Source organism: Planktothrix pseudagardhii (assembly GCF_904830925.1).
Lineage (GTDB): Bacteria > Cyanobacteriota > Cyanobacteriia > Cyanobacteriales > Microcoleaceae > Planktothrix > Planktothrix tepida.
Map to the genome: position 1 here is coordinate 5,175,474 of NZ_LR882967.1, position 11,924 is coordinate 5,187,397.

14 protein-coding genes are annotated in these 11,924 nt (G+C 38.1%); 9 read left to right on the top strand and 5 right to left on the bottom strand.

The annotated features are described in order from the left end of the window. Positions 1 to 9 precede the first annotated feature (9 nt). Entirely contained in the window at positions 10 to 831 is an 822-nt protein-coding gene (locus tag NMK36_RS22320) for a bestrophin family protein (RefSeq protein ID WP_254174646.1), read from the top strand. A 12-nt stretch (positions 832 to 843) separates the two neighbouring features. Here the strand turns inward: NMK36_RS22320 and NMK36_RS22325 are convergent, their stop codons facing one another. Further along, entirely contained in the window at positions 844 to 1,218 is a 375-nt protein-coding gene (locus NMK36_RS22325) for a DUF4870 domain-containing protein (RefSeq protein WP_245824202.1), read from the bottom strand. Between the two features lie 134 nt (positions 1,219 to 1,352). Between NMK36_RS22325 and NMK36_RS22330 the strand changes: the two genes are divergently transcribed. The 5 genes from NMK36_RS22330 (at position 1,353) to NMK36_RS22350 (ending at position 5,702) form a co-directional block, all read left to right on the top strand. Beyond that, positions 1,353 to 1,997, top strand: a complete 645-nt coding sequence (locus tag NMK36_RS22330; RefSeq protein WP_072718409.1) for a bifunctional 4-hydroxy-2-oxoglutarate aldolase/2-dehydro-3-deoxy-phosphogluconate aldolase — start codon at positions 1,353 to 1,355, stop codon at positions 1,995 to 1,997. A gap of 206 nt (positions 1,998 to 2,203) precedes the next feature. After that, positions 2,204 to 2,785, top strand: coding sequence for a L,D-transpeptidase (locus NMK36_RS22335; protein ID WP_083579933.1), 582 nt, complete (start codon positions 2,204 to 2,206; stop codon positions 2,783 to 2,785). A gap of 2 nt (positions 2,786 to 2,787) precedes the next feature. Next, positions 2,788 to 3,504: a metallophosphoesterase gene (locus NMK36_RS22340; RefSeq protein ID WP_072718408.1), complete on the top strand. Its 717-nt coding sequence runs from the start codon at positions 2,788 to 2,790 to the stop codon at positions 3,502 to 3,504. Between the two features lie 20 nt (positions 3,505 to 3,524). Next, positions 3,525 to 5,057, top strand: a complete 1,533-nt coding sequence (locus tag NMK36_RS22345) for a leucine-rich repeat domain-containing protein (RefSeq protein ID WP_254174647.1) — start codon at positions 3,525 to 3,527, stop codon at positions 5,055 to 5,057. Between the two features lie 21 nt (positions 5,058 to 5,078). Next, on the top strand, positions 5,079 to 5,702 hold the full coding sequence (locus tag NMK36_RS22350; protein ID WP_072718406.1) for a cysteine hydrolase family protein: 624 nt from the start codon (positions 5,079 to 5,081) through the stop codon (positions 5,700 to 5,702). Here NMK36_RS22350 and NMK36_RS22355 read toward each other — a convergent pair. Further along, the gene (locus tag NMK36_RS22355) at positions 5,686 to 5,964 is read right to left on the bottom strand and encodes a hypothetical protein (RefSeq protein ID WP_072718405.1); all 279 of its coding nucleotides are present in this window, start codon (positions 5,962 to 5,964) and stop codon (positions 5,686 to 5,688) included. The two genes, NMK36_RS22350 and NMK36_RS22355, sit on opposite strands and share 17 nt — an antisense overlap. Positions 5,965 to 6,460: 496 nt before the next feature. Between NMK36_RS22355 and NMK36_RS22360 the strand changes: the two genes are divergently transcribed. Further along, a complete protein-coding gene (locus NMK36_RS22360; RefSeq protein ID WP_072718404.1) occupies positions 6,461 to 7,546 on the top strand; it encodes a metallophosphoesterase family protein in 1,086 nt (361 codons plus the stop codon). Positions 7,547 to 7,650: 104 nt separating this feature from the next. Here the strand turns inward: NMK36_RS22360 and NMK36_RS22365 are convergent, their stop codons facing one another. Together NMK36_RS22365 and NMK36_RS22370 are read right to left on the bottom strand one after the other, a co-directional pair. Beyond that, on the bottom strand, positions 7,651 to 8,250 hold the full coding sequence (locus NMK36_RS22365) for a hypothetical protein (RefSeq protein WP_072718403.1): 600 nt from the start codon (positions 8,248 to 8,250) through the stop codon (positions 7,651 to 7,653). 74 nt (positions 8,251 to 8,324) lie between these two features. Further along, positions 8,325 to 9,584, bottom strand: a complete 1,260-nt coding sequence (locus NMK36_RS22370) for an FIST signal transduction protein (protein WP_072718728.1) — start codon at positions 9,582 to 9,584, stop codon at positions 8,325 to 8,327. Between the two features lie 383 nt (positions 9,585 to 9,967). Here NMK36_RS22370 and NMK36_RS22375 point away from each other — a divergent pair, with 383 nt between their 5' ends. Then, complete coding sequence (locus NMK36_RS22375) at positions 9,968 to 10,189, top strand: Calvin cycle protein CP12 (protein WP_072718402.1); 222 nt, start codon at positions 9,968 to 9,970, stop codon at positions 10,187 to 10,189. A 119-nt stretch (positions 10,190 to 10,308) separates the two neighbouring features. Further along, positions 10,309 to 10,929: a DUF3177 family protein gene (locus tag NMK36_RS22380; RefSeq protein ID WP_254174648.1), complete on the top strand. Its 621-nt coding sequence runs from the start codon at positions 10,309 to 10,311 to the stop codon at positions 10,927 to 10,929. Between the two features lie 126 nt (positions 10,930 to 11,055). On the opposite strand, the gene NMK36_RS22385 is transcribed toward NMK36_RS22380, so the two are convergent. Then, positions 11,056 to 11,709 (bottom strand): hypothetical protein, encoded by a 654-nt coding sequence (locus NMK36_RS22385; RefSeq protein WP_083579932.1) that lies wholly within the window; start codon positions 11,707 to 11,709, stop codon positions 11,056 to 11,058. Positions 11,710 to 11,924 lie beyond the last annotated feature (215 nt).

Below are 11,924 nucleotides of genomic sequence, written 5' to 3' on the forward strand. Positions count from 1 at the left end.
ATCATTCTTTTGCTTTTCTGTTACTTTTTCAGCAAGCCCTATTTAGTTTTTCCAGATTTAGTTCTCGGTTTATTATTAGTTTTTAGAACCAATACGGCTTATGATCGATTTTGGGAAGGTCGGAAACTGTGGGGAACTTTAGTCAATACCGTTAGAAATTTTGCACGTCAAATTTGGTTAATGGTTCCCGAAAAAGAAGTCAGTGAGACTGATGATAAAATTGCGATATTAAAATTATTAGTTGCTTTTGCCGTCGCTACAAAAATTCATCTCAGAGGAGAAAAAATTAATTCTGAAATTGAAGCTTTAGTGTCTCCAGAACAATATAAAAAACTAAAAACCATGAATCATCCCCCTTTGGAAATTGCCTTTTGGATAGGCGATTATTTACAAAATCAAAATAAAAAGCATCATCTGCATATTTATCAATTGACTGCTTTATATAAACTCCTAGATACTATGGTGGATGTTTTAGGAGCTTGTGAACGTATTTTAAAAACTCCGATTCCTTTGGCTTATCAAATTCATCTGCAACAAATTTTATTAATTTATTGTTTAATTTTACCGTTAAAAGTTGTCAATAATTTAGAAGCATTTACAGGGTTAGTGGTGGCAATTATCAGTTTTACCTTACTGGGAATTGAAGAAATAGCCCGCCAAATTGAAAATCCGTTTGGTTATGACGAAAACGATTTACAGCTTGATGCCATTTGTCAAGCCATGTTAAGAAATATTGAGGATTTAGTCTCTCTCCCTCCCAGTGTTAAAACCTATGATCCAGATCTAAAAGCTCCCCTTGATGGAGATAACTTGATCACCCTTCCCGAATAAAAATAAAGGCTCTTATCCTTCAATAATCCGAAAAATGAATGGATAAGAATAGGGTTTATCCGGGTTAGAAACCACAGAAATAATTGCCAAAATGGGCATAATAAAACTAACGAGGGCTAAAACCAATAATAAAGGAAATCCAATTAATAGAAAGGTGAGAATCCAGAATACAAATCCATAAATGTATAAATTAATATGAAAATTTAACGATTCTCTCGCGTTTGCTTTAACAACCGGATCTTTGGAGAAAAATAAAATGCCAATGGGAATTCCAATGGCGACTATCGTAGCACTAAAGAAAATTGCACCATGACTAAATGCTGATAAAATTAGCCGTTGATCTCGATCCATGTCTAACGCTCCATGAAAACTCAATAACCCCTTCATTATAACTCAGTTAACAATTTAAGGGGGCATGAAAAACAACCGTAGGCAAGGGATCTGAACAAACCAGGGAAAAGGACGATCTTTTATATAATAATTACAGTATTTATAAAATTTAAAGGCATTTTAAACTGACAGTGACTTCTAAAATTTGGCTATCTTTGTTAAAACAATATCGAGCGATCGCGGTTATCCGCGCTCCTAAACGGCAACTGGGAAAACAAATGGCACAAGCAACCGCCGCCGGAGGAATGGGGTTAATTGAAATTACTTGGAATAGTGATCAAGCTCCTGAATTAATTGCAGAGTTACGTTCTGAATTACCTGACTGTGTGATTGGAACCGGAACTTTATTCACCGTTGAAGATGTCAAAAATGCGATCGCATCGGGTGCTCAATTTCTATTTTCTCCCCATACTAACCCGGCAATGATTCAAGCCGCAAAACAAGCAGAAATTCCGATCATTCCGGGTGCTTTATCCCCTACAGAAATTATCACAGCCTGGCAAGCAGGAGCCAGTTGTGTGAAAGTATTTCCAATTTCTGCCGTTGGCGGTGTGGATTATCTTAAAAGTATAAAAGGGCCGATGGGAAATATCCCTCTGATTCCCACTGGAGGGGTAACGTTAAACAATGCCGTTGCCTTTATTCAAGCCGGAGCGATCGCGGTAGGACTAGCCGGAGATTTATTTCCCCCTGCTGTAATGGTAGAACAAAATTGGGATGCGATCGCGCAAAAAACCCAAATACTCCTGCAACAGTTATCCGAAATTTCCAATTAAATAGGTGAAGCGATAGGGCAAGGGGAATCAAAATTTGTTGCCAATCCCCTTTGACAATTTTCGGTCTTAGAATTACCCTGTAATTAAGAGAAATTAGCAAGGATAGCGTCGCGATCCGGTCATCAATCTCTAGGGATTTGAACCTCTAATTCTATCTAATCCCCCAACCCATTCATCTGAATTGAATTCAATAAGAGGAGTAGCTCATGAAAACCCCAAACTCTTTCATAAAACCCATCGTTTTTTCCCACTTTAACTCCTTCAATCCGTTTAATTATACCCCCATTTTTTCTTTAAAAAAATTCCAGCCTTTAGGAATTTTAGCAACGGGGGCAATTCTAACAGTTATGGTAGGATTAACCGAAGGAAATTTAGCGATCGCCGATGAAGAACACAACTTAATTGCGCGTAATATGATGGAATTACAGCAATCCTCAGAACGCTGGATTTTAATAGATTTATCTCGACAACGGTTAATTGCTTGGGAAGGAAATCAACCCGTTTATGCGGTGATTGTTTCCACCGGAAAAGCGGACACCCCCACCCGTACCGGAGTCTTTAAAATTTATACCAAATATGAAACGACCCGTATGACCGGCCCAGACTACGACGTCCCGGATGTTCCCTACACGATGTACTACGATGGAGGGATGGCAATTCATGGAGCCTATTGGCATAATTTATTTGGGACTCCGGTTTCTCACGGTTGTACCAATGTTGCAGTCAATCATGCCAAATGGTTGTTTGAATGGGCATCGGTCGGAACCCCTGTTATTGTGCATGACTAACGATGCGAATTATTGCGATTGCGGATATTCACGGTTGTTCAATGGCGTGGGATACTCTCATGTCGATGATTCAACTTCAAGCTGATGATTTAATCATTACCTTAGGGGATTATGTTGATCGAGGGCCCGATTCTAACGGGGTACTCGAACGATTAATCACCCTCCACAGAACCGGACAGTTAGTGGCGTTGCGAGGAAACCATGAAATTTTAATGTTAGAGGCGCGGAATTCTCCTAAACAGTTTGATGCTTGGTGTAAGTGGGGGGGATATGAAACCTTAGCTTCCTATCCAACCAGCCAAACAACAACCGATTTAGAAAATATTCCCCCCCACCATTGGGAATTTCTGGAAAAGAGTTGTGTAGACTATTGGGAAACAGAAAACCATTTTTTTGTTCATGGGAATGTTGACTCCCAACTTCCCTTAAATCAGCAATCTACTCAGCAACTCTTGACAACTAAATTTTATTCGGCTAAACCCCATATTTCAGGAAAAACCATGATTTGTGGTCATACCCGTCAAAAGAATGGTAAACCTCTGAATTTAGGCTATGCCATTTGTATTGATACTTGGGTTTATGGGAATGGTTGGTTAACAGGTTTAGAGGTTAATAGCGGTAAAATTTGGCAAGCTAATCAAATGAGTCACTCTCGAACGGCTTGGATTGATGAATTTAAACCCTCTAATTCCAGTAGAAGATTGTTTACGATTTCATAATTAGAAACCCAAAAATTTCTATGATCTTAATCCCTATTTTATCGAGGTTATTCCCTGTAGGAATTATACTGACCTTGGGATTATCCAATTGTGCTGTGATTTCTCAAGGGTTTGAACCCGTTTCCTCTAGTTCTTCTCCCTCAATACCCCCTGAAGTTCAAGATTTCACAAATTTATGTAAAAATCGCTCTAATCTTTCCTCAGACGTTGCAAAAACTATTCATGAATTATTAAAAAAATTAGAGACTACCGATTGTTTACAAGCGAATCAAACTTTATTAAATCTGACCGAACTCAATCTCAGTAATACCTATATTTCTGACCTAACTCCCTTAAAGTTTTTAGTTAGTCTAAAAACCCTAAATTTAAACTCTAATCAAATTTCTGATTTAACCCCGCTTTCTTGCTTAACTCATTTAACCCAACTGCATTTGAGTGCTAACCAAATTGTTGATATTCGTCCGTTATCCTCCTTAACCCAGCTAACTCAATTAGATCTCAGTGTTAATCAAATTTCTGATCTGACTTTCTTATCTAATTTAACCAATCTTACCGACCTAGCATTATTCAAAAACCAAATTTCTGATCTGAGTCCCTTAAATACATTAACTCAACTTACGCGACTTCAACTATTTACTAATCAAATTGCTAATCTCAGCCCTTTAGCCAAGTTAACCCGTTTAAAAGAACTGCATTTAGATTCAAATCCCCTGGGTGATATTCGCGCTTTAACCCCTTTAAAAAACTTAACAGAACTGCATTTAGATTCCACTCAAATTAAAGATATTCAAGCCTTATCCTCCTTAACTCAGTTAGATAAACTGTATTTAAACTCTAATCAAATTTCTAACTTGAGTTTCTTAGAAAATTTAACCCAACTGACTGAACTTTATATTAAATCTAATAAAATTATCACGATTCCTTCTTTAGAATCCTTAACCAACCTCAAAATTCTAGCGTTAAACGCAAATCAAATTTCAAGCTTAAATTTTTTAGCAACTCTAACCCAATTAAATAAACTGTACCTTACATCTAATAATATTCAAGATATTAGTCCTTTATCCAACTTAACCAACCTTCAAGAACTTTATCTCAATGATAATCAAATTTCTAACCTGACTCCTCTATCTTCCTTAAAAAATTTAGTGGTTCTTGATTTAAGCCAAAATCAAATATCCGAATTAAAACCCCTCTCCCCTTTAAGGAATTTAACTCAACTTAATATTAGTTTGAATCAAATAAAAACCCTTGACCCGTTAGCGTCTTTAACCAATTTAACGGATTTAAACGCCAACCAAAATCAAATTATTGATATTAAGTCTATCTCTTCCTTAAAAGCCCTTAAAACCTTAGATTTAAGTCAAAATCAAATTAACAGTTTAAATTCCCTCTCTTCTTTGAAGAATTTACATACAGTTTCCTTGCAAAAAAATAAAATTTCAGAAGTCAAATCCTTATCCGGGTTAAACCAGTTAAAAGAATTGAACTTAATCGGAAATCCGCTTTCAAAAAAAGAATGTCCCGTTTCTCCTGAATCCATTTGTTTGTTTTAAACGTTTACCCTTTATTTGTTTATGACTGTTAATTTTTCTCATCAATGGCAACCTTTTGCACTACTGCTGATTGATGTTCAAAATGATTTTTGGGAACCTCAACTCCAAGCAGCCTTTCCCGAATTTCCCAACAATATTCGTCGCCTGCTCAACTTTTGTCGCCAAGAAGAACTAGAAGTGATTCATTTACGCGAAGTCTTTGAACCGAATGGCTCTAATTGGCTACCCCGATATCGTTTGAGAGAACGTGCGATTTGCATTCGAGGAACATCCGGTGCTGAGGTATTAGATTGGGCGAGGGAACTTCCAGGGGAAAAAGTCTTTGAAAAATACACTTTAGATGGATGTCAAAATACCCAACTCATTGATTATCTTCAGACAAGAGGCAAACGTTTTTTACTCACCGCCGGATTAGCGACTTCTGTGTGCGTTTTGTTTACCGCCGCTTCAACTGCTCAATTGGGATTTTTAACCGTGATGATTTCTGATTGTTGTGCCGATTATCCAGAATCTCACGCGATTACCCTTAAGCGTTATTTAAACTATTTATTAGAGGTCGTGACCTTGGAAGAAATTCCCTCCTGTTTAGAAACTTGGCACTCTCAAATTCAACAACTGGAGGCTCAAATTAACAGCGTTGAGTAATACCCCGCAGAGAATCCATTAAACTACTATATTCCGAAGGATTGAGCACACCCGCGCTATAAAACTGAGCCAAACAGCTATTAATTGCATTAAAGGTTGACTCTCGTTCTACCCAACATTTTCCGCCACTGAGAGCATCTTCGGCAGATGAATAGTCTTCGCTGGAGGTCAAATACCCGCCATAAGGAAGAATAATTTGCCATTTCCAGCGATGACGGACACTGAGCGCGGAGATTAATAAGCCGTAATAGTCCTTGTGCATCGGTATACTGCTAAAAAATTTTTAACAATTCTTTAAGGATTGTATTACACTTCTTAAAGAATTTCAACTCTTTTTAGAGTTATGTTAAAAATGAGTATATGTACAGATTGACATTCAGAAAACAAATCATTTGTCTGTATTCAAAAATACAGATCGTTGTTACAGATGAACTTTTTTCAAGGATGAAGATCTCGTCTTATTTTATTTACATAAATAAAAAAATATAAAAACTTTAATCCCAATCCTTAAACAAAATAGAGATTTTTACTCAAACAAATCGTCAGGAATATATCAAGAAATGTAACGTAAATATTAAAATTCTTAATATACTTTAAAAAACCCCGTTAATTTCGCTATATTCTTTTAAGAAAGATATCAAAGCCGATTTACAAAATCAATCTCATGAAACACATTGATTCCGGTTATCTCATACCCTAATCCGGTCAATTTTTGTGTTAAGCAATGCCTTTTTATTTCCCCTTGTACTGATTTCTTTATGAGCTTAAATTTTAAATTTGCCGTTGTCAGTGATTTGCATATTGCCCTACCCCAGACCATTTGGGATCATCCAAATCGCTTTCATTTAGTTGAAGTGAGTATTCCTGCTTTAGAACTGGTATTAGAGCATCTAGGACAGTTAGATTTAGATTTTCTCCTCTTACCCGGAGACTTAACCCAACATGGAGAACGAGAGAATCATCAATGGTTAAGTCAACGGTTAAGCCAGCTTCCTTACCCAGTTTATGTTATTCCCGGAAATCATGATCTTCCTGTCTTAGAAAGTCAGAAAAATTTAATCGGTTTTAGGGAATTCCCTCAGTATTATCGTTCCTTTGGATATCAACAAACTCAAAGTTTAGATTATACCCAGGAAATTTTACCCGGTTTACAATTAATCGGATTAAATTCTAATCATTTTGATGCCCAGGGTAATCAAATCGGTTGTTTAAGAGAAGAACAGTTAGAGTGGCTAGAACAGGTTTTATTTGATGTCAAAAATCAATTGGTTTTCGTGATGATTCATCATAATGTGATTGAACATTTACCTGGACAAGCGACAAATTCGTTGGGACGACGCTATATGTTAGAAAACGCCCCTCGCTTTTTGAATTTATTAAAACAAGCCGGAGTGCAGTTAGTTTTTACCGGACATTTGCACGTCCAAGATATTGCCCAATGGCAAGGAATTTATGATATTACAACGGGATCATTAGTCAGTTATCCCCATCCCTATCGAGTCATTCATGTCAATACAAATGCTCAAGGGAAACCTGTATTGAAAATAGAATCCCATCGGATTACCGCCGTTGAAGATTGGCCAGATTTACCGTTAAAATCAAGAGAATGGATGGGTGAGCGTTCCTTTCCTTTTATGATGAAATTATTAACGAATCCACCCTTAAAATTAACCGTTCAAGAAGCTGAGAAATTAGTTCCTCATCTCCGCTATTTTTGGGCAGATATTGCTAACGGAGATGCTCAATTTAACTTTGAAGTGTTTCCACCGACTGTTCGCCGTTACTTTGAAGGATTTAGTGCAACGGATCAGATTGATAATTTTGCTCAGTTAATCTTATCCTAAAAAAAGTTCAGGACTCAGGGACTAAAAGTTAATAATTTCTTTCCTGTTCCCTGTTCCCTGCTTTGCACGCTCGCCTGTCGAAGTGTTCCCTGTTCCCTGTTCCCTTAAACATCAAAATAATCTGAAAGATTACTGCTTTGGGCTAACAATTTATCTAAGGTATCAAATTGAAACCAGAAAACAAGATTGCGGTCGGGGAACGTTTGAACTGTTCCAATAACGGCTAGTGAATATTTAGGAGATAACGTTCCTAAGAGTAACTGTCTGAGATTTCCTTCTTTATATTTAGGAATCATATAAGTAATTCCATATTCACATAGGGTGCTAATGACTCCCATAATCCCATTATAAAAAATATTACCAACTTCACTAAAAATGGCTTTTTCAAACACATCTTTATCTAATTTTCGCCGCTCTTGATTGTCAATTAAATCAATTAACATCCCGGCAGTGGATTTAGGAAACATGAGTTGACTATTTCCTTGAAACTCTCCAGTAAATACCAATTCCATTGCCTTGAGATCCGTTGAACCTAACTGTTTTTCCAGTTGAAGCGTCAAATGCTGTGGGGGAAATATATCCAAAGAAAGTAATTTTAATTTTATCGGGGATCGAGTAATTGTTTCTAGCATCGAATCAGCCCGATCAATGCCCACTTTAAATAATTGTTCCAAGACTAAAAAATGTTCTGAATTTCGCTTCATAAATTTTAAAAACTGAATTTTTACTCGATAGGTTGGTACAACTCTTTATTCCTCTTTTGATCATCGTAGAAAGGTTAATTTTTCCTTTGCCGACAAATGCCAAAGACCGAGGTATAACCATGCAAAAATGTTCCATTTCCAACCGGGCCAATCTCACCATTACAGAAAAAGCCACTCAGAGGAATGTTCAAATACCGTCGGAAGAGTTCAGAATCAAAGTTAGGTTCCCCATAAAGTCCCTCTCCCCGTCCTAAACAAGAAAACATTAACGCCGCCGCATTGGTCATTTCTTCGGGAAAAGAAGAAGCTTGTCGTTGATAGCGTTCCATTAACAATTCTAAATCTTCTGCGGAGGTGCGAGAATCGCGCAGGTGAAATTGAATCCGTTGTCCTGGACGAACGCGATCGCCAATGGCAATGGCCCCAGCCCTAGGATCAACCCCAATTAAATTACGGATTAAAAAATCTCCCGGTTCTAATTTTTGTTTAAATTCATCCCGCACAACCCCAACAAACAGGGAATTTTGAGCAAGTTGTCGATCTTCTTCGTTTAAGTCCTGTACCAGGTCTTGCAACGCTTCTAAGGGGGATAAACGCACCGATACCCCAGAAGAAGCCATTTCCAAATCCGCATCCTCTGCTTGAGTTTCCACTTCTAAGACAATATTGCGTTCCCCTTGGGTGACTCGATAGGGATAGCCAATGGGACGGCAACCTTGGGCAACAATGGTTTCAATCACAATATTCCCGTGCAAGGCTAAACCGACAATTTCTTCCGAGTACAGTCGGGAACCACAAAACACTCCCGTTGTTCCTCCCATGACACCCGTACTGGCCAGTCCTCCCACTTTCACCGAACCCGGATAGGCATAATCTAAACCTTGCAAAAAATCATTGATTTGACCGAAATACGGATCAACGAGAACAATAAATTGCGGCTGATCTTCCGGTTTTACCCCAATTAAGTCCACCCACTGATCCGGGGGACTATCCAAATCGGGTAAATCGTCGGCGGATAAATGAAACGGATGAACTTTAACATCAGGCAAATGGGCCAACATCAAACTGAGAGCAGGTTCTCCCTCGATTTCTTGAGCTTGGTGCCTAGAATTCATCCCTACAACCCCCCCAGCACCACAACCAATCAAAGTGGGAAGACAAAGCTGTTCTTGGAGTAACGGCATTAATCTGGAATAGTCACTAGCAAAGGCAGAGGAAATAAAGACTAAGCCTAAATCTGGAGAAGCGCGTAGGTGATCTTGAGCTAGTTCCACGACTTCCTTAATCGCCGCTTCTAATGAAGGACGTTGGGATAAAGCACTAACCCAGCGCATCGGTTTGGTTGTCGATTCTGCCATTTTCGCCCTCCCTGAATAGTCTGCTCTCTTGTGTTAAGATAGCAGATTGTGTAGAAATACAGCAGATACACTATTTCTGACCGTTGCCATCTGGGTTAGCTCAAGGGTTGCAAATGTCAAAGAGTGACCCAATCTGGCATAATTTATTGATCTGTAACACAATTAGTTCAACGTCAGCAAATCTTAAAAAATCCAGCTTGAAGTTGTGGTTAGATTAAGGCTGATGTATTACAGTGAGGGGGGAAATCCAAACTTTGGCTGCACTGGGCAGTAAAATGGACACAGTGAGTAACCCTTGCTTAATGTTCTAAAGTGGGATTAGAACCTGTACTTAGTAGATTGGATTTAACGAAAGGTTTATGAACAACATCAACGAACTCATCGAAAAAGAACTGGAAGAAGCGCGTGCAGTCTGCGATGTTAGCGGCGCCACTTCTAAAGAATGTGCGGCAGCTTGGGATGCTGTGGAAGAATTACAAGCTGAAGCTTCACACCAAAAACAAGAAAAACCCAAAACCTCTTTCCAAGTTTATTGCGACGATAACCCCGATGCTGCTGAATGTCGGCTTTATGAAGATTAATCAACCGTTTGATCAGGGAAGAACTCTTCTCTAAAGTTTGCTGATTGATAAGCAACTGGGATTTAACTAGGGTTAACCCAGTTGCTTAATTTTTATAATATTGGGTTTGATGATTCAGAATGTTCAATCCTTTACTGGCTGTACAATCTCCTTGGATTCAACCATTCGTCTGGATGGATTATCGATTAGCGGTTATCTTTACAGTTATCCTGCCGTTAGTAATCTCAATTTGGGCGTTTGTTGGGAAAGTAGAAGCGATTCAACGGTTAATGGTTATCTATTGGCGTGTTGCTAGTTTGTTAATGATTACCGTGTATTTAATGATCGCTGCTCTACCGATTAGTTTTCTCTCTTCAATTATGGCACGGGTTTTAATTCCGATTAGCCTTTGGTTTTGGGCAGATCTCAATGAAGAAGTTTCAGAAATGCCCGCTTCAGCCCTCAAGTTAGTTTTTACCGCTTGGCGGTGGGCTGTGACTGTTTATAATACTTTAGGTGCGATCGCTTTAGTTCCTTTTCTACATTGTGCATTTTTTAAAGGTCAAAAAGAATTATTAGCTGATCCAAATTGTCGGATCTGGTTAGATCCCCCTTGGTTATATAAAGCAACCTTTCATCCCAACTTAACTGAGCAGTTTTTAGGCTTTTTAGCTTTAGTGGGTTTAGCATTTTATATTCTGTGTTTAGGTTATTTTGTATTCTTTAAATTAGGAAAACAAGGACGTTCAGCTATGGGGTAAACTAATCTTTTAGGGGTGGATTTTAGGATATTTTAGGTTAACGTGTTGAACCCACCCCTATGAGGAAAGCCACCAGGGATATTTTCTATTTAGGTCAGAAAGAGTAAAGACAGAGAAAATCATTGATCAGGCAGCTTTTTTAACATACTTTTCCAATCGTTTTAACCATTCCTGCCAATAAATAATTAATTGTTTCCGTTCCATCAGAAATTCTTCTGCATCTTGATCTGGAAGTGCAACAATAATCAAACCGTTAGAAATTTTAGCACCAAACAAACTATCTCTGTAATAGCGATTAATTGCACCTCCATAAGCAACCAATTGTAACGGCTTATCGTAAAGTTTTCTGATTTGCTGTTTCGGTTGTTCAGCCGTTGTCAATTCAATAATACAGGGAACATCTTGATAACGAGCAACTAAATCAACTTTCCCAGCATATCCTTCGACATAATTTGGCACAACTGTCTCAATTAACTGTACATCGCTGAGTTTCTCTAAAACCGATTTCAGACTATAACAATAAGGTTGAATTAGGCTATCAGCAACAGGAGATAACCCTTGTAAATAGTCCTTAACCCACTGATGCAATAATTTTCCTCGGCGACGACTCGTTGAAGTCATACGAGTTGCTTCTGTATTTCCTACCTTATTGCGCCAATTAGAAAGAGTCCCAACAGACTCAATAGGTTGTGTAGCCTTCAGTATGGTAGTAACGGATGGTAGCCGAATGCCTTTTTCGTCTTGGTAGTAAACCCGTCCATTAATGTAGGTTCTTTTCATAAAAACCATCTCCAAAAAATTGCTAAATTCAATGTCGCAATTTTGTTTTGGAGATATCTCTCAAGTTAACGCTGACTTAGACTGACTTAGGCTGACTTATCTACAATCTTCAATTTTAGGCTGCTCTTTAATATTATTCTTATTCCCGAATCAGTAATATTAGAGTAGTCTTAACTATAGTTTTAGGCTAGATTAGAAAGACTGGATTCGCTTTC

Excerpts from the sequence above, each read along its gene's own strand:
- NMK36_RS22325 (WP_245824202.1), bottom strand. The coding sequence starts at position 1,218 with ATGAAGGGGTTATTGAGTTTTCATGGAGCGTTAGACATGGATCGAGAT.
- NMK36_RS22335 (WP_083579933.1), top strand. The coding sequence starts at position 2,204 with ATGAAAACCCCAAACTCTTTCATAAAACCCATCGTTTTTTCCCACTTT.
- NMK36_RS22340 (WP_072718408.1), top strand. The coding sequence starts at position 2,788 with ATGCGAATTATTGCGATTGCGGATATTCACGGTTGTTCAATGGCGTGG.
- NMK36_RS22345 (WP_254174647.1), top strand. The coding sequence starts at position 3,525 with ATGATCTTAATCCCTATTTTATCGAGGTTATTCCCTGTAGGAATTATA.
- NMK36_RS22350 (WP_072718406.1), top strand. The coding sequence starts at position 5,079 with ATGACTGTTAATTTTTCTCATCAATGGCAACCTTTTGCACTACTGCTG.
- NMK36_RS22355 (WP_072718405.1), bottom strand. The coding sequence starts at position 5,964 with ATGCACAAGGACTATTACGGCTTATTAATCTCCGCGCTCAGTGTCCGT.
- NMK36_RS22360 (WP_072718404.1), top strand. The coding sequence starts at position 6,461 with ATGAGCTTAAATTTTAAATTTGCCGTTGTCAGTGATTTGCATATTGCC.
- NMK36_RS22365 (WP_072718403.1), bottom strand. The coding sequence starts at position 8,250 with ATGAAGCGAAATTCAGAACATTTTTTAGTCTTGGAACAATTATTTAAA.
- NMK36_RS22370 (WP_072718728.1), bottom strand. The coding sequence starts at position 9,584 with ATGCGCTGGGTTAGTGCTTTATCCCAACGTCCTTCATTAGAAGCGGCG.
- NMK36_RS22375 (WP_072718402.1), top strand. The coding sequence starts at position 9,968 with ATGAACAACATCAACGAACTCATCGAAAAAGAACTGGAAGAAGCGCGT.
- NMK36_RS22380 (WP_254174648.1), top strand. The coding sequence starts at position 10,309 with ATGTTCAATCCTTTACTGGCTGTACAATCTCCTTGGATTCAACCATTC.
- NMK36_RS22385 (WP_083579932.1), bottom strand. The coding sequence starts at position 11,709 with ATGAAAAGAACCTACATTAATGGACGGGTTTACTACCAAGACGAAAAA.